Source organism: Streptomyces odontotermitis (assembly GCF_050510915.1).
Taxonomy (GTDB): Bacteria; Actinomycetota; Actinomycetes; order Streptomycetales; family Streptomycetaceae; genus Streptomyces.
Genome location: NZ_JBNJLS010000011.1, coordinates 108,736 through 135,521, shown reverse-complemented (window position 1 = coordinate 135,521; position 26,786 = coordinate 108,736). Strand labels below are relative to the sequence as shown.

At 71.3% G+C, this 26,786-nt stretch carries 24 protein-coding genes and 1 riboswitch; of the genes, 14 read left to right on the top strand and 10 right to left on the bottom strand.

Features of this window, described 5'->3' with window-relative positions:
• Positions 1-17: 17 nt before the first annotated feature.
• Genes ACQB60_RS27970 through ACQB60_RS27960 form a run of 3 tightly spaced genes read right to left on the bottom strand, consistent with a single transcriptional unit; the run spans position 18 to position 2,427 of the window.
• Positions 18-1,286, bottom strand: a complete 1,269-nt coding sequence (locus ACQB60_RS27970) for a betaine/proline/choline family ABC transporter ATP-binding protein (protein WP_496928848.1) — start codon at positions 1,284-1,286, stop codon at positions 18-20.
• Positions 1,279-1,926 carry an ABC transporter permease gene (locus ACQB60_RS27965; RefSeq protein ID WP_496928952.1) on the bottom strand — a complete coding sequence of 216 codons (648 nt, stop codon included), beginning with the start codon at positions 1,924-1,926 and terminating at the stop codon, positions 1,279-1,281. The genes ACQB60_RS27970 and ACQB60_RS27965 overlap by 8 nt, the downstream gene beginning before the upstream one ends.
• A gap of 30 nt (positions 1,927-1,956) precedes the next feature.
• The gene (locus tag ACQB60_RS27960; protein ID WP_496928847.1) at positions 1,957-2,427 is read right to left on the bottom strand and encodes an Lrp/AsnC family transcriptional regulator; all 471 of its coding nucleotides are present in this window, start codon (positions 2,425-2,427) and stop codon (positions 1,957-1,959) included.
• Between the two features lie 121 nt (positions 2,428-2,548).
• On the opposite strand from ACQB60_RS27960, the gene hppD reads away from it, so the two are divergent.
• From hppD to ACQB60_RS27945, 3 genes are all read left to right on the top strand, one after another.
• Positions 2,549-3,697, top strand: a complete 1,149-nt coding sequence (hppD, locus tag ACQB60_RS27955; RefSeq protein ID WP_496928846.1) for a 4-hydroxyphenylpyruvate dioxygenase — start codon at positions 2,549-2,551, stop codon at positions 3,695-3,697.
• 137 nt (positions 3,698-3,834) lie between these two features.
• A complete protein-coding gene (locus ACQB60_RS27950; RefSeq protein WP_496928845.1) occupies positions 3,835-4,599 on the top strand; it encodes a hypothetical protein in 765 nt (254 codons plus the stop codon).
• Positions 4,596-6,104 carry a DUF4331 domain-containing protein gene (locus ACQB60_RS27945; protein ID WP_496928844.1) on the top strand — a complete coding sequence of 503 codons (1,509 nt, stop codon included), beginning with the start codon at positions 4,596-4,598 and terminating at the stop codon, positions 6,102-6,104. The genes ACQB60_RS27950 and ACQB60_RS27945 overlap by 4 nt, the downstream gene beginning before the upstream one ends.
• A 52-nt stretch (positions 6,105-6,156) precedes the next feature.
• Here ACQB60_RS27945 and ACQB60_RS27940 read toward each other — a convergent pair whose 3' ends face one another.
• From ACQB60_RS27940 to ACQB60_RS27930, 3 genes are read right to left on the bottom strand one after another with little or no spacing between them, the layout of a single operon-like run.
• Positions 6,157-7,605, bottom strand: a complete 1,449-nt coding sequence (locus ACQB60_RS27940; RefSeq protein WP_496928843.1) for a nickel/cobalt transporter — start codon at positions 7,603-7,605, stop codon at positions 6,157-6,159.
• On the bottom strand, positions 7,602-8,936 hold the full coding sequence (locus ACQB60_RS27935) for a tetratricopeptide repeat protein (RefSeq protein ID WP_496928842.1): 1,335 nt from the start codon (positions 8,934-8,936) through the stop codon (positions 7,602-7,604). Before ACQB60_RS27935 ends, ACQB60_RS27940 begins: the two co-directional genes overlap by 4 nt.
• A gap of 5 nt (positions 8,937-8,941) precedes the next feature.
• Entirely contained in the window at positions 8,942-10,468 is a 1,527-nt protein-coding gene (locus tag ACQB60_RS27930; RefSeq protein WP_496928841.1) for a tetratricopeptide repeat protein, read from the bottom strand.
• A 98-nt stretch (positions 10,469-10,566) separates the two neighbouring features.
• Between ACQB60_RS27930 and ACQB60_RS27925 the strand changes: the two genes are divergently transcribed.
• Entirely contained in the window at positions 10,567-11,937 is a 1,371-nt protein-coding gene (locus tag ACQB60_RS27925; protein WP_496928840.1) for an FAD-binding oxidoreductase, read from the top strand.
• Positions 11,938-11,977: 40 nt separating this feature from the next.
• On the opposite strand, the gene ACQB60_RS27920 is transcribed toward ACQB60_RS27925, so the two are convergent.
• Positions 11,978-12,448 (bottom strand): SsgA family sporulation/cell division regulator, encoded by a 471-nt coding sequence (locus tag ACQB60_RS27920; RefSeq protein WP_384839185.1) that lies wholly within the window; start codon positions 12,446-12,448, stop codon positions 11,978-11,980.
• Between the two features lie 268 nt (positions 12,449-12,716).
• Here ACQB60_RS27920 and ACQB60_RS27915 point away from each other — a divergent pair, with 268 nt between their 5' ends.
• A complete protein-coding gene (locus tag ACQB60_RS27915; RefSeq protein ID WP_496928839.1) occupies positions 12,717-14,327 on the top strand; it encodes an RDD family protein in 1,611 nt (536 codons plus the stop codon).
• A gap of 93 nt (positions 14,328-14,420) precedes the next feature.
• On the top strand, positions 14,421-15,116 hold the full coding sequence (locus tag ACQB60_RS27910) for an RDD family protein (protein WP_496928838.1): 696 nt from the start codon (positions 14,421-14,423) through the stop codon (positions 15,114-15,116).
• A 39-nt stretch (positions 15,117-15,155) separates the two neighbouring features.
• On the opposite strand, the gene ACQB60_RS27905 is transcribed toward ACQB60_RS27910, so the two are convergent.
• Positions 15,156-15,497, bottom strand: coding sequence for a hypothetical protein (locus ACQB60_RS27905; protein WP_496928837.1), 342 nt, complete (start codon positions 15,495-15,497; stop codon positions 15,156-15,158).
• Positions 15,498-15,995: 498 nt separating this feature from the next.
• Here ACQB60_RS27905 and ACQB60_RS27900 point away from each other — a divergent pair, with 498 nt between their 5' ends.
• Both ACQB60_RS27900 and ACQB60_RS27895 read left to right on the top strand, forming a co-directional pair.
• Positions 15,996-18,416 (top strand): immune inhibitor A domain-containing protein, encoded by a 2,421-nt coding sequence (locus ACQB60_RS27900; protein WP_496928836.1) that lies wholly within the window; start codon positions 15,996-15,998, stop codon positions 18,414-18,416.
• A gap of 147 nt (positions 18,417-18,563) precedes the next feature.
• Positions 18,564-18,881, top strand: a complete 318-nt coding sequence (locus tag ACQB60_RS27895) for a hypothetical protein (RefSeq protein ID WP_496928835.1) — start codon at positions 18,564-18,566, stop codon at positions 18,879-18,881.
• Positions 18,882-19,033: 152 nt separating this feature from the next.
• Here ACQB60_RS27895 and ACQB60_RS27890 read toward each other — a convergent pair whose 3' ends face one another.
• Both ACQB60_RS27890 and ACQB60_RS27885 read right to left on the bottom strand, forming a co-directional pair.
• On the bottom strand, positions 19,034-19,618 hold the full coding sequence (locus ACQB60_RS27890) for an isochorismatase family protein (protein WP_496928834.1): 585 nt from the start codon (positions 19,616-19,618) through the stop codon (positions 19,034-19,036).
• Positions 19,619-19,770: 152 nt separating this feature from the next.
• On the bottom strand, positions 19,771-21,099 hold the full coding sequence (locus tag ACQB60_RS27885; protein ID WP_496928833.1) for a nicotinate phosphoribosyltransferase: 1,329 nt from the start codon (positions 21,097-21,099) through the stop codon (positions 19,771-19,773).
• A 100-nt stretch (positions 21,100-21,199) separates the two neighbouring features.
• On the opposite strand from ACQB60_RS27885, the gene clpS reads away from it, so the two are divergent.
• From clpS to ACQB60_RS27855, 6 genes are all read left to right on the top strand, one after another.
• Positions 21,200-21,511 (top strand): ATP-dependent Clp protease adapter ClpS, encoded by a 312-nt coding sequence (gene clpS / locus ACQB60_RS27880; protein WP_384842654.1) that lies wholly within the window; start codon positions 21,200-21,202, stop codon positions 21,509-21,511.
• A 9-nt stretch (positions 21,512-21,520) separates the two neighbouring features.
• A complete protein-coding gene (locus ACQB60_RS27875; protein WP_496928832.1) occupies positions 21,521-22,174 on the top strand; it encodes a DUF2017 domain-containing protein in 654 nt (217 codons plus the stop codon).
• Between the two features lie 359 nt (positions 22,175-22,533).
• Complete coding sequence (locus ACQB60_RS27870; protein WP_496928831.1) at positions 22,534-24,030, top strand: amino acid permease; 1,497 nt, start codon at positions 22,534-22,536, stop codon at positions 24,028-24,030.
• A gap of 83 nt (positions 24,031-24,113) precedes the next feature.
• Complete coding sequence (locus tag ACQB60_RS27865) at positions 24,114-24,536, top strand: M67 family metallopeptidase (RefSeq protein WP_496928830.1); 423 nt, start codon at positions 24,114-24,116, stop codon at positions 24,534-24,536.
• A 19-nt stretch (positions 24,537-24,555) separates the two neighbouring features.
• Positions 24,556-24,673: riboswitch (cobalamin riboswitch) on the top strand.
• A gap of 44 nt (positions 24,674-24,717) precedes the next feature.
• Positions 24,718-25,707, top strand: a complete 990-nt coding sequence (locus ACQB60_RS27860) for an ABC transporter substrate-binding protein (protein ID WP_496928829.1) — start codon at positions 24,718-24,720, stop codon at positions 25,705-25,707.
• A complete protein-coding gene (locus ACQB60_RS27855; protein WP_496928828.1) occupies positions 25,704-26,750 on the top strand; it encodes a FecCD family ABC transporter permease in 1,047 nt (348 codons plus the stop codon). Before ACQB60_RS27860 ends, ACQB60_RS27855 begins: the two co-directional genes overlap by 4 nt.
• The last annotated feature ends 36 nt before the right edge of the window (positions 26,751-26,786 follow it).

The following is a 26,786-nucleotide window of genomic DNA, read 5'->3' as shown; positions in this document are numbered from 1 at the left end:
GCGGGGGATTCGGGGACTCACGCCGGTGCCTCCCCGCCGTCGCCCTCCTGCTCCTGGTGGGTCACCTGGGCCCGCTGTTCCTCCAGCTCGTGCTGGTGCTCCATCGCGTCGAGGCGGTCGGCCTCCAGCATTTCGTGCACGGAGTTCATCAGCGTCTCCATGTCGACGACGCCCGTGTACTCGCCGCGCCGCCCGGTCACCGCGACGCGTCCCGCGTTGTCCGTGAGGACGGCCTCCAGGGCGTCCCGCAGCGTCGCGTCCCGGGTCACCGTGTCGTGCACCAGGGTTCCGGCCCGCGCGAGCGAGCCCTTCGCGCGCATCAGGTCGCCGCGGCGCAGCCACTTGTAGGGGCGGCCGCGCTTGTCGAGGAGCAGCAGCTCGTTGGTGCCCGCGGCGCGGAGCTTGTTGAAGATGTCCTGCAACGGGTCGTCGACGGTCACCGTCGGCACGTCGGCCATCTCCACATCGCGTACGCGGGTCAGGTTCAGGCGCTTCAGCGCCGCGCCCGCGCCCACGAAGCCGGAGACGAAGTCGTCGGCCGGGTTGGTGAGGATCGCCTCGGGGGTGTCGAACTGCGCGATGTGCGAGCGCTCGCGGAGCACCGCGATGCGGTCGCCGAGCTTGATGGCCTCGTCGAAGTCGTGCGTGACGAAGACGATCGTCTTGTGCAGCTCGTGCTGGAGCCGGATCAGCTCGTCCTGGAGGTGGTCGCGGGTGATGGGGTCGACCGCGCCGAACGGCTCGTCCATGAGCAGTACGGGCGGGTCGGCCGCCAACGCCCGTGCCACGCCCACGCGTTGCTGCTGTCCGCCGGAGAGCTGGCGCGGATAGCGGCCGTGGAACTCGCCGGGGTCGAGCCCGACCAGGTCGAGCATCTCCTCGACCCGCGACTTGATCTTCGACTTCCCCCAGCCGACCATCTTCGGTACGAGGGCGATGTTCTGAGCGACCGTCATGTGCGGGAAGAGCCCGGACGACTGGATCGCGTAGCCGACCTTGCGGCGCAGCTTCACCGGGTCGATGTCGGTGACGTCCTCGCCGTTGATGCGGATGCGTCCGCTGGTCGGCTCGATGAGGCGGTTGATCATCTTCAGGGTCGTGGACTTTCCGCAGCCCGAGGGGCCCACGAAGATGACGATCTCGCCCGCCTTGATCTCCATGTTGACGCTGTCCACCGCGGGGTCGCTGCTGCCCGGGTAGCGCTTGGTCAGGTTCTCCAGCTCGATGGTGGCGCCGGTCGCGGTCGCCGCCGGCTGCTCTGCCACGGCCTCGGTCGTCTCAGACACGGATACCCCTCGGAATCGTCAGCCGGCCGATCAGGACGTACGCGGCGTCGAAGAGCAGCGCCAGGACGATGATCCCGAGCGTGCCCGCGAGCACTTGGTTGAGCGCGTTCTTGCTGCCGAGCGAGCCGATGCCGCGGAAGATCTCGTTGCCGAGGCCGGGTCCGGAGGCGTAGGCGGCGATGGCGGCGATGCCCATCAGCATCTGCGTGGAAACCCGGATGCCCGTCAGGATGGGCGGCCACGCGAGCGGCAGCTCCACCTTGAAGAGCCGGGCCACGCGCGACATCCCGATGCCCTTGGCCGCGTCGACCAGCGAGGGGTCGACCCCGCGCAGGCCCACGATGGAGTTGCGCACGATCGGAAGGAGGCCGTACAGGGTCAGCGCGATCACCGTCGGCGCGACGCCGAGTCCGACGACCGGGATCAGCAGACCGATCATGGCGAGCGACGGGACGGTGAGGATGGTGGACGTCGTGGTCGTGGCCAGGTTCCCGGCCCACTCGCTGCGGTAGGTCACGACGCCGATGAGGACGCCGATGACGGTCGCGACGACCATGCATTGGAAGACGGCGCTGGCGTGCTGGTACGCGTCCTGCAGCAACTGTTGGTGCCGGTTGCCGAGGTAGTCCCAGAAGTTCACTGAAGTGCTCACCTCGCCTGTTGTCAGGTTCTAGGGGTCTTCAGACGCCTGCTCCACCAGCGGGATGATCCGCAGCGGAACGGGGTTCTCCATGACGATTGCCGTGGAGGCCCGAACGATGCCATCAAAGCCCACGACCCGGTCGATCACACGTTGGAGATCGGCGTTGGAGCGGGCCACCAGACGGCACAGCATGTCGCCGTGGCCGGTGGTGGTGTGCAGTTCCAGGACCTCGGGGACGGTCGCCAAGTGGGCCCGTACGTCCGCGCCCTGACCCTGTTTGATCTCCAGGGTCGCGAAGGCGGTCACGGGGTAGCCGAGGGCCGCCGGATCGACGTCCGGGCCGAAGCCCCGGATGACTCCATTCGACTGAAGCCGGTCCATGCGCGCCTGCACGGTGCCGCGCGCGACGCCGAGCCGCCGGGACGCCTCAAGGACCCCGATACGCGGCTCCCGTGCCAGGAGCACGATGAGTCTGCCGTCCAGATGATCGATCGCCATGCCGCCTCCACGGTGGTCATCGTGTACAGATAGCCCGCCCATACTCCCGAGTTGCTGTGCATATTGCCCAGCGAAAACGCAAACTATTGCGCACCTTGTGGATCGGCGGGAGCCTCGGCCCATGACTGAGACCACCACCCACACCACCCCCGACACCGTGCGCGAGGCCGACCCCTTCCCGGTCAAGGGAATGGACGCGGTCGTCTTCGCCGTGGGCAACGCCAAGCAGGCCGCCCACTACTACTCGACGGCCTTCGGCATGAAGCTGGTCGCCTACTCCGGACCGGAGAACGGCAGCCGTGAGACCGCCTCCTACGTGCTCACCAACGGCGCCGCCCGCTTCGTCTTCACCTCCGTCATCAAGGCGTCCACGGACTGGGGCCACTTCCTCGCCTCGCACGTGGCCGAGCACGGCGACGGCGTCGTCGACCTCGCCATCGAGGTCCCGGACGCCCGCGCCGCCTACGCCTACGCCGTCGAGCACGGCGCCCGCGGCATCACCGAGCCGCACGAGGTGAAGGACGAGAACGGCACGGTGGTCCTCGCCGCCATCGCGACATACGGCAAGACCCGCCACACCCTGGTGGAGCGCTCCGGCTACGACGGCCCCTACCTGCCCGGTTTCGTCGCGGCCAACCCGATGGTGGAGCCCCCGGCCAAGCGCACCTTCCAGGCCATCGACCACTGCGTGGGCAACGTCGAGCTCGGCAAGATGAACGAGTGGGTCGGCTTCTACAACAAGGTCATGGGCTTCACGAACATGAAGGAGTTCGTGGGCGACGACATCGCGACCGAGTACTCGGCCCTGATGTCGAAGGTCGTCGCGGACGGCACCCTCAAGGTGAAGTTCCCGATCAACGAGCCGGCCATCGCCAAGAAGAAGTCCCAGATCGACGAGTACCTGGAGTTCTACGGCGGCGCGGGCGTCCAGCACATCGCGCTCGCCACGAACGACATCGTCGAGTCGGTACGGGCCATGCGCGCGGCGGGCGTCCAGTTCCTCGACACCCCCGACTCCTACTACGACACCCTCGGCGAGTGGGCCGGCGAGACCCGCGTCCCCGTCGAGATCCTGCGCGAGCTGAAGATCCTGGTCGACCGCGACGAGGACGGCTACCTGCTGCAGATCTTCACCAAGCCGGTCCAGGACCGCCCGACCGTCTTCTTCGAGATGATCGAGCGGCACGGCTCGATGGGCTTCGGCAAGGGCAACTTCAAGGCCCTGTTCGAGGCGATCGAGCGGGAGCAGGAGAAGCGCGGCAACCTGTAGCCGCCGGGGCCGCGGCAACCCGTGGCCGCCGGGGCTCCCATGACGGAGGGTTACCCATTCGGCACTCCTGACCTCGCAGAGTGACCGCCCTGGGGTTTCAGTGACTCCCAGAGTCACTGAAACCCCAGGAGCCCTCCATGCGCCTCACCCGCACCGCCCTCTCCCTCGCCACCGCCGTCCTGCTGTCGGTCGGCCTGACCGGCACCGCCGCCGCAGCCACCGCCGCCGACGGCCGCGCCGGCCACGACCCCGCCCACCGCGCGAAGGCAGCCGAGGGCCCCTGCAATTCGCGCACCGGCGGCGTCTACTTCTCGCCCTTCGGGCACGCCGACGTCACGCTCAAGCCCGAGGTCAAGAAGGTCCTCAAGCAGGAGAAGGCGACCCTCAAGCCGGTCGCGCCGCTCTCCAACAACCCGGGCAGGGACGACCAGTTCCGCTTCCCCCTCGGTGTCTTCGAGGACAGCATCGAGCCGGACCTCACCCACCTCTTCCGGGTCTGCTACCCGGGCGGCATCGTCATCGCGCGCCCCTCCACCGGCGACCGGGCCGTCTGCAACGGCATCTGGCTCGCGGTGCTCCCGAGCCCCGGCGCCTACTGCAACCTCCGCATCAACAAGGGCCCCGAGCGCCGCGTCCAGCTCGCCACCACCACCGCGAAGGACCTGCTCGTCGGCAGCCACTCCTTCTACCCGGTGATCACCCCGCGCATCGATCCCAAGACGGGCGAGCTCGGCTTCGGCCCCAAGGACTGGGAGTTCCGCGGCAGCAAGGAACTCCAGGCCGCGCTCAAGCAGCTCGACGTCGACCTGCCCGAGGGCACCCCGCTGTTCAACCTCGACGCCACGCTGAGCTTCCTGCCAGGACCCGACTTCTGGGCGCGCGTCCAGGGCCTCGGCGCATGACCGAGCCGCAGCGCCGGACCGGCCACGTCGGACGCCGGACCGGCCACGCAGAACGCCGGACCGGCCACGTCAGACGCACGTACGCCATCGGCCTCACCGCCGCACTCGCCGCCCTCACCGCCGCCGCGCTCCTCGGCCCCGGCACCGGCACCGGACACGCGGGCAGCCACGTCGACGCGCCCACGGCCATCCTCAACCCGGACATCAACGGCGCCGACCTCTTCGCCTTCACCAGCCCCGAGAACCCGGACACGGTGACCCTCGCCGTCACCTACAACCCGGTCACGCTGCCCCAGATCGGCGGCGTCCTGCCGCCCGCGCTCTTCGGCAAGGACACCCGCTACGACATCAACGTCGACACCACCGGCGACGGCAGCCCCGAACTGACGTACCGCTGGACCTTCGCCACCGAGGACCGGCGCATCGGCGGCGTCGCCCAGGCCAAGGGCTATATCGACCGGCTCGACGACCCCGACCTGCTGCTGCGCCAGCGCTACACCCTCCAGGAGCTGCGTCCGGGGCGGCCCGTCCGGACGCTGGTGCAGAAGCAGATCGCCGCGCCCACCCGGGCCGGGCTCGTCTCGATGCCCGACTACCGGCGCCTGATGCGCCAGGCCACCGTGCGGCTCCCGGGCGGCGGCAAGGTCTACGCCGGGCAGGCGGCCGACCCCTTCTTCATCGACGTACGGCAGTTCGCGATGCTCAAGCTGGGCGTGGACGCTCCGGTGCCCGTGAACCCGCTGGTCTTCAGCAACGTCAACGTCATGACGGTGCAGGTCCCGAAGAAGACCCTCGCGCTCAAGGGCGACCCGCACCGCAACCCCGTCGTTGGCGTGTGGGCCACGGCGGCCCGCAAGTCCATCGACCTCCAGGGCGGCAAGCCGCGCTGGGTGCAGATGTCCCGGGTCGGCCAGTCCTTCTTCAACGAGGGGCTGTCGCCGGACGGCTTCCTCCAGCCCGGCGGCCTCCTCGTGGGCGTGCCCGGCGGCGTCGCCGACCAGTTCAACGGGCGCCGCCCGGCCGACGACCACCGCTGGCGGACGATCGAGCGCATGGTCCGCCAGCCCTCGGGCCCGCACCTGGTCAACCTCTTCCACTTCCTCACCACACCGGCCCCCAGGACGCCGCGGAACGACCTGTGGCAGATCTTCATGAAGGGCGTCGCCAAGAGCACGGGCCCCGTCAAGCAGAACCTCAACTCCCAGGTCCTGAACAGGGATGCGGGCCGCGGCAAGCTGCTCCCCGCGGAGATGCTGCGCCTCAACATGACGGTCCCCGTCACCCGCAGGCCCAAGCTCGAAGGGTGGCTGGAGGGCGACCGCCAGGGCTTCCCGAACGGCCGCCGCTACACCGACGACGCCACGCTCATCTTCAGCCGCATGGTGCTCGGCGAACCGGCGGGCAAGGGCCACCCCGAGCTCTTCCGGTTCAGCCTCGCCAAGGGGCCCGAGCCGCGTCCGGGCGGCACCTTCCCCTACGTGGGAGAGCCCAGGGCCCTTCCGTAGGAATCCCCTAGCAAAGGAACCCCGTAGCAAGGGAACCCCGTAGCAAGGGAGTTCAGCCGTGCAGGAGCGGGACCGCGGCGCGCAGCGCGAGCCCCGCTCCGACGGCGGTCACCAGCGCGGCCGTCACATACGGCACCTTCGCCCGCCACCGGTTCCCCAGCGCCGCCGCCCGCCCCCCGAGCAGCCGCCCCGCCCGCTCCCCGAACCGCGCGACGAGCAGCCCCGCGCAGGTCAGCACCGCCGCCATCCCGACGCCGTAGCCGAGCACGAGGGCGACCCCGAACCCGGTCCGGTTCAGCGCGACCGCGCCGAGCAGCACGACGAGAGCGGACGGGCTGGGCACGAGCCCGCCCGCGACACCCATGCCCACGAGGGTGCGGCGCCGGTACGGACGGCCGGGCTCCTCGTGCACGTGGGTCTCGTGTACGTGGGCGTGGGCACCGTGCGCGTGGTGAGCGTGGCCGTGGCCGTGGCCGCCGTGGCCGTGGTGAGGGTGGCCCGGCACCCGCGCCGACCGCAGCAGCACCACCCCCACCCCCGCGACGAGCAGCCCGCTCACCACCCCGAGCAGGTTCAGGAGCCGGTCGGCGGCGAGCGACGCCGACACCGTGAGCAGCAGCCCGATGACGAGCACGCCCGCCGTGTGTGTGAACGTCACCGTGGCGCCCACGGCGACCGCGTCGCGCACCCGCCCGCGCCGCCCCGCCATGCACGCCGCCATCACGGTCTTGCCGTGCCCCGGCAGCGCGGCGTGCGCGGCCCCGAGGAGCAGCGAGAGCGCCACGGCCGCCAGGCCCACGGGCAGAGTGAGCCGGTCCCGGGCGGTGAACGCGGCGAAGCGGGCGTCCATGGCGGCGAGCCAACTCCCGCTCCCGGCAGCCGAGACGGCAGCGGACATCCCTCCCGCACCCGGTCCGTCCCCCGGCGCCACCCGCAGCCGCGCCGCGCGCACGTCCAGCGGATCGGACAGGAGGTCGTCCGGGTAGCGGCGCAGCTCGCCGGAGACGCTCCGCTCCGGTACGTCGGACGCGGCGAGCCGCACCCCGCCGCCCGCCGTCGCGGTCACCTCGCGCCAGCCGATGCGCCCCCGGTCGTGGCCGTCGGTGAACTCCACGTCCCCGCCCCGCGCCAGATCGGCTTCGGCGCTGAGCCAGCAACTGATGCGCGTCGTGCGCAACTTGGCCTGTCCCGGCGGGTAGGCGAGCCCGCTCGCCCGCACCCGCCACACGAGCGGCCGCCCCGCGGCCCGCGCCCGCAGTGCCCCCGCGACGTCCGCGCACACGGCACCCGCGTCGTCGCGCCCGCCCGCCTGCAGGGTCGGGATCTCGGCCCGGTCCACGACCACGGTGTCCTCGACACGGTCGGGCAGTACACGGAGGCCGTGGTAGTGATTGACGGTGAAGTTCCCCAACGGGTGTGCCTGCGCGGGCACTTGGGCGATCCCCAGCAGTACGCCGCAGGCCAGCACGAGCCCGGCGACGACGCGGCGCACGGGCCTCACGCCCCGCCCGCCCCCTCCAGCGGAGCGAGCGCCCGCCGCGCCGCCGGGGCCCGCAGCGGCGAGAAGTGCGGGTTCAGGCGCAGCGCTTCGCGCAGGTGCCCGCGGGCCGCGTCCCGCATCCCGAGCGCCCGCTCGATCTCGCCCCGGTGGTACGCGAACTCGGCCCGCCGCCACCCCAGTTGACCGGCCTCACGGGCGTACGCGAGCCCCTCCTGCGACCGTCCCGCCCGGTGCAGGGCCCAGCCCAGGGCGTCCGCGACCAGGACGCTCCTGCGCCGCTGCCACTCGCGCTCCAGGTGCCGGACGGCGTCGGCGGGGCGGCCGTGGTCCGCCTCGAAGAGGCCCAGGGTGAGGTCGTCGCCCGCCCCGTTCGCCTCGAACAGCGCGGCCTCGGCGCGCAGCACGTCGTACTGCCGCCGCGCCTCGCCCTCCCGCCCCAGCGACTCCTCCAACTCGCCCCGCTCCAGCACGTATTCGGGCAGCGGCACCCGCTCGGTGAGCCTCCGGTAGTCGGCGCGGGCGGCGTCCGTGTCGCCGAGCGCGGCGCGGGCCTTCGCGCGTCCCGCGAGCGCCGGGTGCGCGTCCGGGTCGGCCCGCAGTGCCTCCTCGTACCGGGCGAGGGCGGCGCGCGCGTCCCCGCGCTCCCACTCCAGCTCGCCCAGGCGGTGCAGGCAGAAGGACCGCTCGGCGGGCACGGTGGCGTCGTCGAGGGCCCGCCGCAGCGCGGCCGCCGCCTCCTCGGTGCGGCCCTGCATCTCCAGCTCGTACCCGGCCCGGGCGAAGGCGGGCAGGGCGGGCTTCAGGTCGAGCAGCCGCTGCACGGCGGCCGTGGCGTCCTTGTAGGCGCCGAGCTGCGTGTAGGCGTCGACGAGCACCGGGTAGACCGGCCACCGGTCCGGCGCGGCCCGGCGCGCCCGCTCGCCCCAGACGCGGGCGGCGGCGAAGTCGTGCCGGGCGTTGGCGAGGGCGCCCATGCCGATCAGGGCGTCCAGGTTCCCGGCGGGCCGCGCCGCCAGCGAACGCTCCAGGGCGCGCTGGGCCTTCGGGTAGTACGAGGGGTCGGCGCCCCGGCGGGCCTGCTCCACGTAGGCGGTGGCGAGGGCGGACCAGGAGGCGGCGTCGTCCGGGTGGCCGCGCAGCCACTTCTGCCGGGCCGCGATCGCGGCGCCCAGGTCGCCGGGTGCCGCGGCATGGGCGCCCGGCGGCGGGGGAGCGGGCCGGGGAGCGCCGTCCGGCCCGAGCGCGAGCAGCCCCGCGACGGCGCCGCCGACCACGACCGCCCCGGCTGCCCCCGCGGCGACGACACGTCGCAGAGCCCCCCGCTCACCCACCGCCCTCACCGCCGCTTCGCCGGCTTCGGCGCCGCGCCCCGCGGCTTCGTGCCCGAACGGGAGCCCGAACCGGAGCCCGAACCGGAGGAGGAGCCCGAGTAGCGGGGGCGCGGCGGTGCCGGCGGGTAGACCTGCTCCGGGCCGCCCTCCGGGGGCTCGCCCAGCGAGTCCAGGGCCGCCTTCGCCGCCTTGGCGCCGAGCGGCGAGAAGTACGGGTTGATGCGCAGCGCCTCCCCGATGTGCCGCCGCGCGGCCCCGTAGGCCCCGAGCTCCCGCTCGATCTCGCCCCGGTGGTACGCGAACGGGGCGCTGCGCGGGCCCTTCTCGTGTGCCTTCTTCGCGTACTCCAGGGCCTCCTCGTCGTCGCCCGCCCGGTGCAGCGCCCAGCCGAGGGCGTCCGCCGTCAGCGGGCTGCCGTGCCGCTTCCACTCCGTCTCCAGGCGGCGCACCGCCTCGTCCGGGTCGCCGTGGTCGGCCTCGAAGAGTCCGAGGATCCGCTCGTCGTTGACGCCGCCCGTGGACTCCTGCCGCACCCGGGCGCGCAGCGCGTCGTACTGGGCGCGGGCCGCCGGGAGGAGGTTCAGGGACTCGTACAACTCGCCCAGTTCCAGCGCGTATTGGGGCTCCGGACGCTTGGCGAGGGCCGCCTGGTAGGCGTTCAGGGCCTCGCCGGAGCGGCCGAGCGCGGCGAGGGCGCGGCCCTTCCCGGCGAGCGCCGGGTGGTGGTCGGGGTCGGCGGTGAGCGCGCCGCTGTAGTAGCGCAGCGCCTCCACCGGCTCCCCGCGCTCCCAGGCCAGCTCCCCGACCCGGTACAGGCACGCCGCCTTCTGCGCGGGCGCCTCGGCGAGGGCCGCCGCGTCGGTGAGTGCGGCGCCGGCGTCCTCGCGCCAGCCCCGGTCCTGGTAGACCCGCCCGGCCGCCATCAACGCCGGTGCCCCGCCGCCCAGTTGCTGCAGGCTCTCCAGCGCCTTGCCCACGCCCTTGGTGTCGCCGAGCCCCCGGTAGGCGTCGATGAGCACCGGGTACGTCGTCCACCGCTTCGGGGCCTGCATCGTCGCGAGCTCGCCCCACTTCTTGGCGGCGCGGTAGTCGTTGCGGGCGTTGGCGAGGGCCGCGAGTCCGGTGAGGGCCTCCACGTTGCCGTCGCGGCGCGCCTTCATGGAGGTGCGCAGGGCCTGCTCGGCCTTCGGGTAGGACGCCACGTCACCGGTGCGCAGGCCCCGCTCCACGTACGCCGAGCCGAGCACCGCCCATGACTGCTCGTCGCCGGGGTGGGCCCGCAGATGGGCCTCGCGCTCCCCGATGAGCGCGGTCAGGTCGGGCAGCGCGGCCGGGGCGCCCGCCCCCGCCGCGGCGAGCGCGCGCCCGGCGGGACCGAGCGCGGGCGGCGCCGCCTTCCCGCCCCCGTCGGGCAGCAGCACGACCACGCCGCCGAGCACCACGCACCCGGTGACGGAGGCGATGAGCGCGCGCCGCAGGACGGGGGAGCGGCGGCGGGGCTGGGTGGCGGCGAGGGCGTTCTCGGTCTCCATGGCGCTCACTGTGCGTCAATACGAAGAGCACATCCGGGCTTGTGGTCGGTCGTCGCCCATGGGTTCACACCGATGGCCCCGGGTGCGAGGCTGTGATCATGAGCCGCACCCTCATCGAACTGCTCCGTGAGGGACTGCCCGCGGAGGCCGTCCTCACGGACCCGGACGTCACATCCTCGTACGGGAACGACATGGCGAGCTTCTGCACGGCGGGCACCCCCGCCGTCGTGGTCCTGCCGCGCACCGTCGAGCAGGTCCAGCACGTCATGCGCACCGCCACCGAGCTGCGCGTCCCGGTCGTCCCGCAGGGGGCCCGCACGGGCCTGTCGGGCGCCGCGAACGCGAGCGACGGCTGCGTCGTGCTGTCCCTGATCAGGATGGACCGGATCCTGGAGATCAACACCGTCGACCGGATCGCGATCGTCGAGCCGGGCGTGGTCAACGCCACGCTGTCGCGCGCCGTGAACGAGAAGGGCCTCTACTACCCACCGGACCCGTCGAGTTGGGAGACCTGCACGATCGGCGGGAACATCGGCACGGCCTCCGGCGGCCTGTGCTGCGTGAAGTACGGCGTGACGGCGGAGTACGTGCTCGGACTCGACGTCGTCCTCGCCGACGGGCGGCTGCTCAGCACCGGGCGGCGCACCGCGAAGGGCGTCGCGGGCTACGACCTGACGCGCCTGTTCGTCGGCTCGGAGGGCAGCCTCGGCGTCGTCGTCCGCGCCACCCTCGCACTGAAGCCCGTCCCGCCCCAACAGCTCGTCCTGGCAGCCGAGTTCGCCTCGACCGAGGCGGCCTGCGACGCCGTGTGCAGGATCATGGAGGGCGGCCACGTCCCGTCGCTCCTCGAACTCATGGACCGTACGACGGTGAAAGCCGTCAACTCCCTGGCGAACATGGGCCTTCCGGAGACCACCGAGGCCCTCCTGCTCGCCGCCTTCGACACCCTCGACCCCGCCGCCGACCTGGCCGCGGTCGGCGCCCTGTGCGAGGCCGCGGGCGCCACCCAGGTGGTCCCCGCCGACGACGCCGCCGAGTCGGAACTCCTGCTCCAGGCACGCCGGTTGGCGCTCACCGCGCTCGAAGCGGTCAAGGGCACCACGATGATCGACGACGTGTGCGTGCCGCGCTCCCGCCTCGCCGACATGCTCACCGGCGTCGAGCGCATCGCCGAGAAGTACGGGCTCACCATCGGGGTCTGCGCACACGCGGGCGACGGCAACACCCATCCGACCGTCTGCTTCGACGCGGCAGACCCCGACGAATCCCGGCGCGCCCGGGAGTCCTTCGACGAGATCATGGCCCTCGGCCTGGAGCTCGGCGGCACCATCACCGGCGAGCACGGCGTCGGGGTCCTGAAGAAGGAGTGGCTGGCACGCGAGATCGGCCCGGTGGGAGTGGAGATGCAGCGCGCCATCAAGGCCGCGTTCGACCCGCACTCACTCCTCAACCCGGGCAAGTTGTTCTGAGAATCCTGAGGTTCGTCTCCCACCCCCGTGGCAGCGTTGCTCACTCACCGTCCGATTCGTCCGACGGCCACGGGTCGCGCAGCCACAGGTCGTCGGCCGGGGTGGGGGCAAGCAGCTCGGCGAGGCCGTCGTCGATGCCGAGCTGCTCCGCCTCAGAGCCCGGAGGGACCACCCGCAGCGTGCGCTCGAGCCAGGCGGACACGGCCGCGGCCGGGGCCTCCAGGAGGGCGTCGCCGTCGGGTGAGCTGAGCGCCATCAGGACGACGCTGCGCCCCTCGACCTTGGTCGGCCAGACCCGGACGTCGCCGTGGCCGCACGGCCGGAACACCCCCTCCACGAGCAGTTCACGGGCGAACGTCCAGTTGACCGGGTGCTCGGAGCCGATGTGAAAGGCGATGTGGACGGCGTACGGGTCGTCGGTGCGGTAGGTGAGGCGGGCCGGGACGGGGATGCTGCGCTCGGGCGACAGGACCAGTTTCAGTTCGAGTTCGCGTTCCACCACGCTGTGCATGACGTGTGCTTCCTTTCGGTGTGCGGGGCCCACTGGAGCGGGCCCGTACCGATGGAGAGCGCGAGGGGCGCCGGGCATTACGCGAGTCCGCGAAACTTTCTCGTACGAGTTCCACGGGGCGCCCTCGCACGGCACCCGGTCGCGGTGAACCGGTGCGGGAACGGTGCCCGGATAGTGGTCCGTACGACCGGACCCACCCGGGCGGACGCGTACGTCTGATAGATGTGGAGCCTCTATAAGACCCCCGAGCAGATACGGGACGACGGACATGAGCGCCCCAACTCCGGCCCCCGGCGAGGACAGGCCCCGCGAAGGCTATTACCCAGACCCGTCCATTCCCGGATATGTCCGGTACTGGAACGGTGGTGCCTGGGTGCCCGGTACGAGCCGTCCGGCGCCCTCCGACGGCGAGCTGCTGCCGCCGCCCCCCGGTGCGTCAACTTCGGGGCCGCCCGCGGCGGAGGAGACGGGGCCGCACTTCTTCGACGAGGAGCCGGTGGCGCAGTCCGCCCCGGACGTCGCCCCCGAATCCGCCCCCGCCCCCGAGCCCGCGTCCGCGCCGGAGTCCGACGCCGCGGCCGCCGACGCCCGGCACGGCAGCAAGCCGGAGCCCGCGTCGGCCTGGCAGGCGGACGCGTCCTGGCAGTCGGGGCTCGGCAGGGAGCAGGAGCAGCAGCGGGTGTCGTGGGGCGCGACGCCGGGCCAGGACCCGCGCGTGGCGAACGCCCCCCAGTCCGCGGGGCCGCAGCAGGCGGAGCCGAAGCCGGAGCCGACGGAGCCGAAGCCCGCCCAGGCGCTGCCCGCCGAGCCGAGGAGCGCCCCCGAGGCGGACGGCCCCGGCACGGTCGCGATCCGCGCGCTCCGGCCCGGCGGCAACAAGCAGGGCGGCAACAAGCCGGGCTCCGCCAAGCCCGGTGGGTCCGGTGGGTCCGGCGCTTCCGCGCCCGCCGCGGGCAAGCCGAACGCGCCCGCGGTGCCGCCCGTCGGCGAGGGCACCGTCACCTTCCGGCGCCCCTCGGGACCGGTGCGGCCCGCGCAGTCCACCGACGCCGCGGCCGCCGCCGGGGCCGGGGCCGGGGGCGCCGAGGGCACCATGGCGATCCGGGCGCTGCGCCCCAAGCGCTCCTCCGCCCAGCAGTCGCCGCCCCAGCAGCCCTCCGTACCGCAGCAGCCCGCCGCCCCCGAGCCGGTCGCCTCGCCGGTGACCTCGGGCCCCGGCGGCGGCTCGCCCTCGTGGGCGCAGCAGGTGCACCAGCTCGCACAGCCCCCGGCCCCGCAGCAACAGCAGCCCCCGCAGCAGCAGTTGGCGCCGGGCGCCCAGGGCGAGGGTCAGCCCGTGGTGCCGTGGAAGCCGGTGGCCGAGGACCCGTTCCTGGCGGCCGCGCAGGCCCAGGCGTCGGAGCGGCCCGCCGGGCTCGGCAAGCGGCTGGTGGCCCGGCTCATCGACACGGTCGTCCTCGTGGCGGTCACCGGAGCCGCCGCGTTCCCGCTCGCCACCAAGGCGACGGACCACATCAACGACAAGATCGACGCCGCGAAGCTCTCCGGCGAGAAGTCCACGGTCTGGCTGCTCGACGGCACGACGGCGGGCTACCTCGGCATCGTCCTCGGGGTCCTGCTCGTCTTCGGCGTCCTCTACGAGGCGCTGCCGACGGCCAAGTGGGGCCGCACCCTCGGCAAGAAGCTCCTCGGGGTCCGGGTGCGCGACCTGGAGGAGCACGAGGCGCCGTCGTTCGGGGCCGCGCTGCGCCGCTGGCTGGTGTACAGCGTGCCGGGCGTGCTCGTGGTGGGCGTCGTGGGCGTGCTCTGGTGCGTCTTCGACAGGCCGTGGCGCCAGTGCTGGCACGACAAGGCGGCGCGGACGTTCGTGGCGGGCTGAGCGCCCCCGCGGGGAGTCCTGAGAGGGGCGGCGGGTAACCCGTACAGCCCCCCGCCAGGTGCGCCGAGCACCCACGCGCGGTGCACTCGGCGCATGAGTACCGAACCGCCGCAGTTCCCCTCCCCGCCCCCGGACGACAACGACCCCTTCAAGAAGCAGCCGCCCCCGTCATCCCCTCAGGGCGGCGGCTCTCCCTACGACGCCCCGCCTCCCGGTGCCGGTGGCGCCGGTGGCACCCCGCCCCCGCCGCCCCCGTCCTACGGCGGCGGCCCCTACGGCTCGGGCGATCCCTACGGCAGCCCCGGCGGCCCCGGTGGCTACGGCGCCGACCCGCTCGCGGGCATGCCCCCGCTGGCCGACAGCGGCAAGCGCGTCCTCGCCCGCCTCGTCGACATGATCCTCGTCGGCATCGTGGTCGGGCTGCTGTCCTGGGCCTTCGGCACCAACGAGTACGACATCGACCCGGACAAGGTCGAGTACGGCAAGTCCTTCGGACAGTCGCTCCTCGCCGCGGTGCTCTACATCGCGTACGACAGCTTCATGATCTCCAGGACGGGGCAGACGCTCGGCAAGAAGTGGCTGGGGATGCGGGTCGCGAACCTCAACGACGGTGCGACGCCGACCCTGCAGACCGCCCTGGTGCGCTCCGCCGTCCTCTGGCTGCCGTTCGCGTTCTGCTGCGCCTGCATCTGGACCGCGATCAGCGGTGGCTGGAGCTTCTTCGACAAGCCCTACAAGCAGGGTCTGCACGACAAGGCCGCCAAGACGGTGGTGGTCAGCACCACCTGAACTCCCTTGCGGCGGCGGCACATCCGGCGGGCTCGTGACTCACGGGCCCGCCGGTTCGTGTACGGGGGCGGCGTGCGCGGAGGCGACCGGGGTGCGCTGTCCGGGCACGGTGGCGGTGAGGGGCTCCGGGGCGGGGGCGGCAGGGGCCGCGGGCGCCGCGGGTGTGGCGGTGGCCGTCCGGTCCGCCTTGGGCAGGGGCACGGTCATGGCCACCAACAGCCCGAGCCCGAGCGCGGCAATGGTGATCACCGCGACGCCCACCCCTGAACTCGTCTGGGAGAGCAGGAGCATGGCGAGCGTGGAGAAGACGACCGTGATGCTGCCGTAGGTGAGCTGGGCGGCGGTCGGACGAGGCGCGGGACGAGGTGCGGGACGAGGCATGACGTGACCCTTCCTCGGGACAGCTGGTGCGGAGGTATTCAGGAGGTATACGCGAGGTATATAAGGGGTGCTGTATGCGAATCAAAGGCCGCTGGGCGTAGACGACTTGGAACTGTCGACTTACGCTGAAGCGCGCCGTCGATTCACTCTATTCCGCTGCATGCCCCACGGGAACGTCTGGCAAGCGTGACCTAACCCACGGTGCCGGAGCATGGGGGGCGCACAGGGTCATTATGTCCAGAGAGTGGACGGTGGGGCGCACCCGTTCAACTGACCGGCGCTGTATGGGTGTTCGGACTTGGGCACGTCGGGGTAGCGCGTTCGCATAGCGGACTTCCGCGTCTGCATAGTGCAGTTGGCCTGTCCAAGTCAAGGTCTGTCTTTTCTTCCGTATCTCCGGTCGAATGTCGTCACTTGTGACGCGTATTCGCGCGCGGACCTCCTCCGACCGGGACCACGGTCCGCCACTCGCGCGGGCGCGGGGGAGGACAGCATCAAGTGACAGGCAACAGACGGACGTTCAGAGCCACCGCGGTGGTCGTGGCGATGGCGGCGGCCACCGCCACGTTTTCCGCGTACGCCGCGGCGGAGGACGGGGCAGCCCCGGCCCGCGCCGCGGCCCCGGCCGTGGACCGCCAGGACCCGGCGCGCGCCAAGGCGCAGGTCGACCACGACCTCGACGGCCCCTTCAGCAAGCAGCAGGCGCAGCAGCGCAAGGCGGCACTGCAGCAGGTGGTCGCCGGCGACGCGAAGGTACAGAAGAAGGGCGGCTCCCAGGTCGTCAAGCTGGACGACAAGAAATACGTCGAGCTCGGCCGGGAGAAGACGGACAAGATCTTCACGATCCTGGTGGAGTTCGGGGACAAGGTCGACGACACGACCATGTACGACCCGGACGGCCCCGAGGGTCCGGAGAAGCCCGTCAAGAAGTACGGGGGCAAGCCGGGCCCGGCGCACAACAAGATAGCCCAGCCGGACCGTGCGAAGGACAACAGCACGGCCTGGCAGAAGGACTACAACCAACAGCACTTCCAGGACTTGTACTTCGGCGAGGGCAAGGACAAGAAGGGCAAGCCCAAGCACTCGCTGAAGACCTACTACGAGAAGACCTCCTCCGGCCGCTACTCGGTCGACGGCGAGGTCTCCGACTGGGTCAAGGTCGACTGGAACGAGGGCCGTTACGGCTCCAACTACTGCGGCGACACCAACTGCCCGAACGTCTGGGACGCGGTCAAGGACGGCGTGACCGCCTGGGCCAAGGACCAGAAGGCCAAGGGCCGTACCGACGAGCAGATCAAGACGGACCTCGCCAAGTACGACCAGTGGGACCGCTACGACTTCGACGGCGACGGCAACTTCAACGAGCCGGACGGCTACATCGACCACTTCCAGATCGTCCACGCGGGCGAGGACGAGTCGGCCGGCGGCGGCGCCGAGGGTGAGAACGCCCTGTGGGCGCACCGCTGGTACGCGTACGGCAACGACGCGGGCAAGACCGGCCCGTCGAACAACAAGGCCGGCGGCACCCAGATAGGCGACACCGGGATCTGGGTCGGCGACTACACGATGCAGCCGGAGAACGGCGGCCTCGGCGTCTTCGCCCACGAGTACGGTCACGACCTGGGCCTCCCGGACCTCTACGACACGACGGGCAAGGCCGAGAACTCGGTCGGCTTCTGGTCGTTGATGTCGGCGGGCTCCTGGCTCGGCACCGGCAAGAACGCGATCGGTGACCTGCCCGGCGACATGACCGCCTGGGACAAGTTCCAGCTCGGCTGGCTCGACTACGCCAAGGCGAAGGCGGCCACGACGTCCGAACACAAGCTGGGCGTCTCGGAGTACAACACCCGCCACCGCCAGGCGCTCGTCGTCGAGCTGCCGAAGAAGCCCGTCACCACCACCGTCGTGAAGCCCGCCGAGGGCGCCAAGCAGTGGTGGAGCGACCAGGGCGACGACCTCAAGAACACCCTGACGCGCTCGGTCGACCTCACCGGCAAGTCCAAGGCCGAGCTCTCGCTGCAGGGTTGGTGGGACATCGAGGCCAACTACGACTTCCTCTACACCGAGGTGTCGACGGACGGCGGCGCCAACTGGGAGCCGATCGACGGCACGGCGGACGGCAAGCCGATCACGCGCGACGCCGGCGACAAGCCCGCTCTGACGGGAGCTTCGAAGGCGTACAAGAAGCTGGCCTTCCCGCTCGACGCCTACGCGGGCAAGAAGATCGACCTGCGCTTCCGCTACGCCACGGATGGCGGCGCGGGCGGCAAGGGCTTCGCGGCCGACGCCCTGACGGTCACCGCGGACGGCACCAAGCTGTTCGAGGACGGCGCCGAGGGCGACGACAACGGCTGGACGGCGAAGGGCTTTTCGCGCATCGGCGAGTCCTTCACCAAGAGCTACGCGCAGTACTACCTCGCCGAGAACCGCCAGTACGTGTCGTACGACAAGACCCTTGAGGTCGGCCCGTACAACTTCGGCTTCTCGAAGTCCCGTCCGGACTGGGTGGAGCACTACCCGTACCAGACCGGCCTGTTGGTCTGGCAGTGGGACACCTCGCAGAAGGACAACAACGTCAGCCAGCACCCCGGCGAGGGTCTGATCCTCCCCGTCGACGCGCACGCGGCCCCGCTGAAGTGGAAGGACGGCACGCTCCTGCGCAACAAGGTCCAGCCGTTCGACGCTCCGTTCAGCAAGTACTCCACGGACGCGTTCACGCTCCACAACGCGGACGTCGCGCTGAAGATCAAGTCCCGGAAGGGCGTCTCGGTCTTCGATGACCACAAGGGCAGCTACTGGTCGAAGGAGAACCCCACGGGAAGCGTGAAGGTCACTGACACCAACACTCAGATCAAGATCATCAAGCAGCCGAAGGATGGCTCGACGATCACGGTCCAGGTAGGCCCGTCGGCGAAGTAGTCGACATACCTGCAGGTCAGAGCGCAATCGGCCGTCGCCCTCTAGCGGGCGGCGGCCGATCGTGTTTAGGTGCTGGCTGTGGATTTCTTATTGACGCGGGGCTCACACGGGGGCCTCGCGCGCTGTCTCACGGGGGTGTGACGAACCATGTCCGCAGGAGGTTTCAGCAAGCTGCCGAACGGCAGCGTGGTGGTGGCCCTGACCCTGCCGAGCCCGTCTCCGACGGGGGGCTCGGTGCGGGTGATCGTGCATGCGGTGAACCGTGCGCGGGCGCTGACGCGGCTGCGCAATCTGGGCCTGCGGGCGGTGTACCTCCGCGGAAACGCGGAGCCGCCCACTCCGGATGAGATCTCGGCGGTGCTGTACCACCCGGACGGGTTGATATGGCGGACGGCGGCGCGGGGCGGCGGCGGCGAGCTGTGGCACCCGATCCGGGCGCTGGTGCCTTCGTCTGTCCGGGGGTGAGCCTCCCGGACGGGCTGAGTGGTTTCAGCCCGTCCGGCGTTTGAGGACGAGGCGCGTTCAGCGCCGATAGTGGGGGCTAGGGGCGCAGCCCCAGGAGGCCCGCCCAGGGCGACGGAGTCGCGGATTCGGGTAGGGGCGGGGTGGGGAAGAGGTCACACCACCGGCTTGCCGGTGAGGTCGACGCCCGCGTCCCGCATCTCCGCCAGCGCAGCCTCCGTCGACCCCTCAGCGACCCCGGCCGTCAGGTCCAGCAGCACCGTCGTCCGGAACCCCGCCCGCACCGCGTCCAGCGCGGTCGCCCGCACACAGTGATCCGTGGCGATCCCCACCACGTCCACCTCGGAGATCTCCCGGGCCCGCAGCCAGTCCGCCAGGGACACCCCGTTCTCGTCGAGCCCCTCGAACCCGCTGTACGCGGCCGCGTACGCCCCCTTGTCGAAGACCGCGTCGATCGCCCCGGACGCGACGACCGGCGCGAAGTTCGGGTGGAAGCCCACGCCCTCCGTGCCCGCCACGCAGTGCGGGGGCCAGGAGTGGGCGTAGTCGGGGTGCTCGGCGAAGTGGTCGCCGGGCTCGATGTGGTGGTCGCGGGTCGCCACCACGTGGCGGTACCCCGCGGGGGCCTGGCCGATCAGCTCCGTGATGGCGGCGGCGACGTCCGCGCCGCCGGCCACGGCGAGCGAGCCGCCCTCACAGAAGTCGTTCTGCACGTCTACGACGATCAGTGCGCGGCGCATGGCGGATGTCCTTCTGTTCGGCGAGGTCCCGGCCGGTTCACACCGAGCGTAGAGACTTCAAGTACGTTGCGGGAGAGGGTAATTGGCGGGTGTGACAGAGCGGGGACACGCGCCCCGCGGGGCGCCCCGTCCGGCGCCCCGTAAGACTCCCTTCAGATGTATTTCGTCGGAATGACCGCTTCCCCCCGCGACAGCTGCGTCGCGGACAGCGGCAGCCGCCCCCGCGCCTGCGCGTGCCGGGCGCGCACCGCGTCCAGCGGTTCGCGGGCCACCACGGAGCCGCCCTTGATCAGCTGGACGAGGAGCTGCTGGTCCGCCAGCTCGGCGGGGACCTGGCCGGTGCCGATGACCTCGGCCTCGGCGACGCCCTGCGCGTCGGTCCGGCGAGCGGCCCACTTGCGGCCGCCCACCGAGGACTTGGCGCCGAGCGACTTCTTCGCCACCGGTTCGAGAGGGGCCTTCGGGTCCGCCGAGTGGGCCCGGGCCACCAGCTTGTAGACCATGGAGCAGGTGGGGTGCCCGGAGCCGGTGACGAGCTGGGTGCCCACCCCGTACGCGTCCACGGGCGCCGCCGCGAGCGAGGCGATCGCGTACTCGTCCAGGTCCGAGGTCACGATGATCTTCGTGTCGGTGGCCCCGAGCTCGTCGAGCTGCTGGCGCACCCGGTGCGCGACCAGGAGCAGATCGCCGGAGTCGATGCGCACGGCGCCCAGCTCGGGCCCGGCGACCTCGACGGCCGTGCGGACGGCCTGGGTGACGTCGTAGGTGTCCACGAGGAGCGTGGTGCCGCGGCCGAGCGAGGCGACCTGGGCCTCGAACGCGGACCGCTCGTCGTCGTGGAGCAGGGTGAAGGCGTGCGCGGAGGTGCCGACCGTCGGGATGTCGTAGCGGAAGCCCGCGGCCAGGTCGGACGTGGTGGCGAAGCCGCCCACGTACGCGGCGCGCGACGCGGCGACCGCGGCCAGCTCGTGGGTGCGCCGGGCGCCCATCTCGATCAGCGGGCGCTCCCCGGCGGCCGAGGCCATGCGGGAGGCGGCGGCCGCGATCGCCGAGTCGTGGTTGAGGATGGAGAGGATCACGGTCTCCAGGAGCACGCACTCCGCGAACGAGCCCTCGACGCGCAGGATCGGCGAGCCCGGGAAGTAGACCTCGCCCTCGGGGTAGCCCCAGACGTCGCCGCTGAAGCGGTAGTCGGCCAGCCACTTGAGGGTCGGCTCGTCGACGACGCGGCGCTCGCGCAGGAAGCCGATGACGTCGGCGTCGAAGCGGAAGTTCTCGACGGCGTCCAGGACGCGGCCGGTTCCCGCCACCACTCCGTAGCGCCGCCCCTCGGGCAGCCTGCGGGTGAAGACCTCGAAGACCGAGCGCCGGTCGGCGGTGCCCGCCTTCAGCGCGGCCTGCAGCATCGTGAGCTCGTAGTGATCCGTGAAGAGTGCCGTGGAGGGAACGTCGACCGGCAGCCCAAGGTCCGCTGTGTTCATAAGGACGGATGCTACTCCCATCTCGTCACTCTGACGATTTCTAGGGGGCCACCCGCGCCACCCGGGGGCATTTGTGCGAGGCCCCCCTCGGGGTGGCAGCATGGGGCAAGTGAGTACTCCCGTGGAGATCGAACGACCGGAATCGGCGGAGGAAGCCTTCGCGGTGCCCGAGCCGGACGTCCCCTGGATCACGCTCGTCCACAATGACCCGGTCAACCTGATGAGTTACGTGACGTACGTGTTCCAGACGTACTTCGGGTACTCGAAGGAGAAGGCCACCAAGCTGATGATGGACGTCCATCACAAGGGTCGCGCGGTCGTCTCCAGCGGCACCCGCGAGGAGATGGAGCGCGACGTCCAGGCCATGCACGGCTACGGCCTGTGGGCCACCCTCCAGCAGGACCGGAAGTAACGACACCCGATGCCTTCCCAGCCCAGCCAGTTCGAGCCCCTCCCGGGCGGCGGCGCGGCCGTCGCGCTCGACGAGGTCGAGATCTCGATCATCCGCTCGCTCGCCGTCCAGCTCCTGGAGCTGATCGGCCCGGGCCCGGGGGCCGAAGGCCCCGCCGGGGACCCTCCCCCACTCTCAGCTGCGTTCGAGCGGGGGGACCCCCTTGCCGAGCTCTTCGCCGAGGGCCCCAGCGAACCGCCCGCCGACCCGGTGCTGCTGCGCCTGCTTCCGGACGCGTACGGGGGGCCGGGCAGCGAGCGGGCGGCCGCCGCCGAGGCCGACGAACTGCGCGCGTACTCCGCCGAGTTCCGGCGCTTCACCGAGAACGACCTGCGGGCCAAGAAGCGGGAGGACGCCCTCACGGTCATCCGCTCGCTCGACTCGACGACGGCGTCCGGTGACGGCGGGGCGGTCCTCAAGCTCACCGCTGAAGAGTCCCGGCAGTGGCTCGGCGCGCTCAACGACCTGCGCCTCGCGATCGGCACCCGCCTGGAGGTCACGGACGAGGAGGACGCGGACCTCCTTTACCATCTGCCGGACGCCGACCCGCGCAAGCCGATGGTGATGGCCTACCTCTGGCTCGGCGGGCTCCAGGAGACGCTCGTCGGCACGCTGATGGGCTGACCTGCGGCCTTGCTGATGGCCTGAAGCAACCACTTCTGCGGCCGACGCGAAACCGTCCGCTCAACGGACGCTCAAATCCGGATAACGATCGTGTCACCATGACGTCCACCTATGGGGCGTCAAGGGAATTTTGTCCGGTTCTTCCAGTGGCGTGCGCCACACAGCGTCCAGTTGATCACTGTTGTGGCCGTGATAAATCTTCACGACCGCTCGGTGACGCCACCCATGTCGCCGAGGGCGCTTCAGCCGGCAGACCGCCGGTAGCACTCCATTCCACATCCGGGGGGATCAGGACCTGATCCGCGGCCAAGACGCAGGACGACCTGCGGGCGCGGATCAGCATGGAGAAAGGCGTCACCATGACCTCAGTGCAGGTCGAAGAGCAGCACGGCGAGCCCGGCGGCGACGGAGCCGTGCGGGCCGATGGCTCGGCCGCTGAGGGCGAGGGCTATCAGCGCGGGCTCGGGGCCCGGCAGATCCAGATGATCGCGATCGGCGGTGCCATCGGCACCGGCCTGTTCCTCGGCGCGGGCAAGGCCATCCACAAGGCCGGACCGAGCCTCATCCTGGCGTACGCCATCGCGGGCCTGGTCATCTTCTTCATCATGCGGGCGCTCGGCGAGCTCCTCATGTACCGGCCCGTGTCCGGCTCCTTCTCGGAGTACGCGCGCGAATTCATGGGCCCGTTCTTCGGATTCGTGACCGGCTGGACGTACTGGCTCTTCTGGGTCGTCACCGGCATCACCGAAGTGACCGCGGCCGCCCAGTACATGCAGTACTGGACGCATGACTCGATCCCGCAATGGGCGTACGCGCTGATCTTCACGGTCATCCTGTACGGCGCCAACCTCATCTCCGTGAAGCTCTTCGGTGAGCTGGAGTTCTGGTTCTCCATGGTCAAGGTCACCGCGATCATCGGCATGATCCTGATCTGCATCGGCATCCTCACCATCGGCTTCTCCGACGCCGGTGACACCGCCTCCGTGTCCCACCTGTGGAACGACGGCGGCTTCTTCCCCAACGGCATCGGCTCCACGCTGATGACCCTGCAGATCGTGATGTTCGCCTTCCTCGCCGTCGAGCTGGTCGGCGTCACCGCGGGCGAGTCCAAGGACCCGAAGACGGTCCTGCCGAAGGCCATCAACACCGTGCCGTGGCGCATCGCCGTCTTCTACGTCGGCGCCCTGATCATGATCCTCTCGGTCGTGCCGTGGACCTCCTTCAAGCCGGGCGTCTCCCCGTTCGTGAAGGCATTCGAGGAGATGGGCCTCGGCGTCGGCGCCGCGATCGTCAACTTCGTGGTCCTGACGGCCGCCCTGTCGTCCTGCAACTCGGGCATGTACTCCACCGGCCGCATGCTGCGCGACCTCGCGCTCAACGGCCAGGGCCCGAAGTTCTTCACCAAGCTGACCAAGAACGGCCTGCCGCTGACCGGCACCACGGTCTCCGCCGCGTTCATGCTGGTCGGCGTCTGGATCAACTACCAGTGGCCGGGCGAGGCGTTCAACTACGTCGTCTCCTTCGCGACCATCTCCGGCATGTGGGCCTGGATCATGATCCTGGCCTGCCAGATCCGCTACCGCCGCAAGGCCGACCGCGGTGAGCTGCCGCAGTCGACCTTCAGGGCGCCGGGCGCCCCGTACACCAGCTGGTTCGCGCTGCTGTTCATCGGCATGGTCATCGTGATGATGGGCGTCGACAAGGACGCCCGGATCTCGCTGTACGCCGCTCCGGTCTGGGCCGCGATCCTGGTGGTCGCCTACCTGTTCCTGAAGGCCCGCAACCCGCAGGCCGCGGCCTTCAACAAGGCGAAGGCGGTCGCGTCCGCCGAGCCGCAGGACGCCGCCAAGGACTGACGTCCCCGCAGCCGAGTCCAGCATTCGGGCCCGCCCGTACCACCCTCCGGTACGGCGCGGGCCCTCTGCTTATGCTGAGCTTCATGCTGACCATCACCCAGGCCCTCCACGACCAGATCGTCGCGCACGCGCGCCAGGACCACCCCGACGAGGCGTGCGGCGTGGTCGCGGGACCGGCCGGCACGGACCGCCCCGAGCGCTTCATCCCGATGCTGAACGCGGCCCGCTCGCCCACCTTCTACGAGTTCGACTCGGGCGACCTGCTCAAGCTCTACCGCGAGATGGACGACCGCGACGAGGAGCCGGTGATCGTCTACCACTCGCACACCGCGACCGAGGCGTACCCCTCGCGCACCGACATCTCGTACGCCAACGAGCCCGGCGCCCACTACGTGCTGGTCTCGACGGCGGACACGGACGACGCGGGCCCCTTCCAGTTCCGCTCGTTCCGGATCGTGGACGGAGAGGTCACCGAGGAAGACGTCCAGGTCGTCCAGGCATACTGAGCCTCGACCTTTTGACCTTTGGACCTTCGAGGCGGCAGGACCCAGGAAGCCGGTGCGAATCCGGTGCGGTCCCGCCACTGTGAGTCCGCCCCCGCCGGGCGGACGAGCCAGGAACTGACCTGCCGCCTTCTCCCACGACTCAGGGGACGCGGAAATCCCCTGGAGGAGGCAGAGCACCCCCATGTCCCGGCTCCGTACCGCGGCCCTCATATGCGCCGCGCTGCTCCCCCTCGCCACATCCTGTTCCGGCTCCGGCGGGAGCGCGAGCGGGACCGACACCAAGGCGGCCGGGCCCGGATTCCCGTACACCGTCACCAACTGCGGGGTGAAGACCACCTATCAGGCGCCCCCGCAGCGCGCCGTCACCCTGAACCAGCACGCCACCGAGGTGATGCTGGAGCTGGGCCTCGCCAAGTCCCTCGCCGGGACCGCCTACTTGGACGACAAGGTCCTGCCGAAGTACGCGAAGGCGTACAAGGCGATCCCGGTGCTCGCCAAGGAGTACCCCTCCAAGGAGAAGCTGCTCGGCGCCAACCCCGACTTCGTGTACGGGGGTTACGGCAGCGCCTTCAACGCCAAGGAGGGCACCGCCCGCGACGACCTCGCCGAGTCCGGCATCAAGACCCGCCTCAACACCGAGTACTGCACCAGCGGCCGCACCTCCCTGGACGACCTCTACCGCGAGGTCACCGAGGTGGGCCGCACCTTCGGCGTCGCGGACCGGGCGAAGAAGTGGGTCGAGCAGGCCCGCGCCACCGTCGCCGCCACCGCCCGCCGGACCAAGGGCACCAAGCCCCTGAAGGTCTTCGTGTACGACAGTGGCGACAAGACCGCCTTCACCGCGGGCGGCAAGGGCATCGGCAACGAGATGATCCTGCGGGCGGGCGGCGAGAACGTCTTCGCGGACCTCGACAAGTCCTTCACCGACGCCTCCTGGGAACAGGTCGTCACGCGCAGGCCCGAGGTCATCGTGATCTACGACTACGGCACGACGACGGTCGAGCAGAAGAAGCGCCGCCTCCTCGACGACCCGGCCCTGCGCGACGTACCCGCGATCAAGCACAAGCGGTTCGCCGTGATGCCGCTCTCGGACGTGGTCCTCGGGGTGCGCGCCCCGGCCGCGATCGAGAAGCTGGCCCGCCAGCTCCACCCCGAGCTGACCCACAAGTGAGGAGAAGGACCCCGCCCGCACGCGGGCCGCTGCGCTACTCCCTCGTGCTCACCCTCCTGGTCGCCGCGCTGCTGGCCGCGATGGTCGCCGGGCTCGCCCTCGGGCAGGTCCGCGTGCCGCCGTCCCAGGTGCTCGACATCGTCACCGGCCGCGCGGAGCCGAGCCCCTTCCGCACGATCGTCCTCGACGTGCGGCTGCCCCGGGTGCTGCTCGGCGCGGTCGTCGGCGCGGGGCTCGCGGTCGTCGGCACGGTGCTCCAGGCACTCGTGCGCAATCCCCTCGCCGACCCGTATCTGCTCGGCATCTCGTCCGGGGCGTCCGCGGGCGTGGTCCTCGTCATCGTCTTCGGGCTCGGCAGCGGGCTCGGGCTCGCCACCACCGTGACGATGCCCGCGGGCGCCTTCGCCGGGGCGATGCTCGCGCTCGTCCTCGTGTACGCGCTCGCGCGCAGGGGCGGGCAGCTGACCGGGGCGCGGCTCGTCCTCGCCGGGGTAGCCGTCGCGTACATCCTCACCGCCCTCGCCAACCTGGTCCTGGTCACCTCGGCCCGCCGCGAGCACTTCCAGGAGGCCCTGTACTGGACCTTCGGCGGCCTCGGCTCGGCCCGCTGGGACCTGCTGCCGCTGCCCGCCGTCGTCCTCGTCCTCGGGACCGGGCTGCTGCTCGCCCTGGCCCGGCCGCTCGACCTGATGCTGGTGGGGGAGGAGGGAGCGACGGTGCTCGGCCTGGACGCGTCCCGCTTCCGCGCCGCCGTCTTCGTGCTGACCTCGCTGGTGACGGGGGTACTCGTCGCGGTCAGCGGCGCCGTCGGCTTCATCGGCCTGCTCGTGCCGCATGCCGCGCGCATGCTGGTCGGCGCGAGCCACCGCACGCTGCTGCCGGTGGTCGCGCTCGCCGGGGCCGCGTTCCTCGTCGTGGCGGACCTGGCGGCGCGGACCGTGGCGAGCCCGCAGGACGTGCCCGTGGGCATCCTCACGGCGCTCACCGGCGGCCCGTTCTTCCTGTGGCTGCTGCGCCGCCGCCCCGAGGGGGCCCCGTCATGACGGGCGACACGACGGGCGACGCGACGGGCGACACGA

Excerpts from the sequence above, each read along its gene's own strand:
- ACQB60_RS27945 (WP_496928844.1), top strand. The coding sequence starts at position 4,596 with ATGACCGAGCCGCAGCGCCGGACCGGCCACGTCGGACGCCGGACCGGC.
- ACQB60_RS27860 (WP_496928829.1), top strand. The coding sequence starts at position 24,718 with ATGTCCCGGCTCCGTACCGCGGCCCTCATATGCGCCGCGCTGCTCCCC.
- ACQB60_RS27870 (WP_496928831.1), top strand. The coding sequence starts at position 22,534 with ATGACCTCAGTGCAGGTCGAAGAGCAGCACGGCGAGCCCGGCGGCGAC.
- clpS (WP_384842654.1), top strand. The coding sequence starts at position 21,200 with ATGGGGCAAGTGAGTACTCCCGTGGAGATCGAACGACCGGAATCGGCG.
- ACQB60_RS27960 (WP_496928847.1), bottom strand. The coding sequence starts at position 2,427 with ATGGCGATCGATCATCTGGACGGCAGACTCATCGTGCTCCTGGCACGG.
- ACQB60_RS27925 (WP_496928840.1), top strand. The coding sequence starts at position 10,567 with ATGAGCCGCACCCTCATCGAACTGCTCCGTGAGGGACTGCCCGCGGAG.
- ACQB60_RS27905 (WP_496928837.1), bottom strand. The coding sequence starts at position 15,497 with ATGCCTCGTCCCGCACCTCGTCCCGCGCCTCGTCCGACCGCCGCCCAG.
- hppD (WP_496928846.1), top strand. The coding sequence starts at position 2,549 with ATGACTGAGACCACCACCCACACCACCCCCGACACCGTGCGCGAGGCC.
- ACQB60_RS27890 (WP_496928834.1), bottom strand. The coding sequence starts at position 19,618 with ATGCGCCGCGCACTGATCGTCGTAGACGTGCAGAACGACTTCTGTGAG.
- ACQB60_RS27915 (WP_496928839.1), top strand. The coding sequence starts at position 12,717 with ATGAGCGCCCCAACTCCGGCCCCCGGCGAGGACAGGCCCCGCGAAGGC.
- ACQB60_RS27910 (WP_496928838.1), top strand. The coding sequence starts at position 14,421 with ATGAGTACCGAACCGCCGCAGTTCCCCTCCCCGCCCCCGGACGACAAC.
- ACQB60_RS27865 (WP_496928830.1), top strand. The coding sequence starts at position 24,114 with ATGCTGACCATCACCCAGGCCCTCCACGACCAGATCGTCGCGCACGCG.
- ACQB60_RS27950 (WP_496928845.1), top strand. The coding sequence starts at position 3,835 with ATGCGCCTCACCCGCACCGCCCTCTCCCTCGCCACCGCCGTCCTGCTG.
- ACQB60_RS27920 (WP_384839185.1), bottom strand. The coding sequence starts at position 12,448 with ATGCACAGCGTGGTGGAACGCGAACTCGAACTGAAACTGGTCCTGTCG.
- ACQB60_RS27875 (WP_496928832.1), top strand. The coding sequence starts at position 21,521 with ATGCCTTCCCAGCCCAGCCAGTTCGAGCCCCTCCCGGGCGGCGGCGCG.
- ACQB60_RS27930 (WP_496928841.1), bottom strand. The coding sequence starts at position 10,468 with ATGGAGACCGAGAACGCCCTCGCCGCCACCCAGCCCCGCCGCCGCTCC.
- ACQB60_RS27885 (WP_496928833.1), bottom strand. The coding sequence starts at position 21,099 with ATGAACACAGCGGACCTTGGGCTGCCGGTCGACGTTCCCTCCACGGCA.
- ACQB60_RS27895 (WP_496928835.1), top strand. The coding sequence starts at position 18,564 with ATGTCCGCAGGAGGTTTCAGCAAGCTGCCGAACGGCAGCGTGGTGGTG.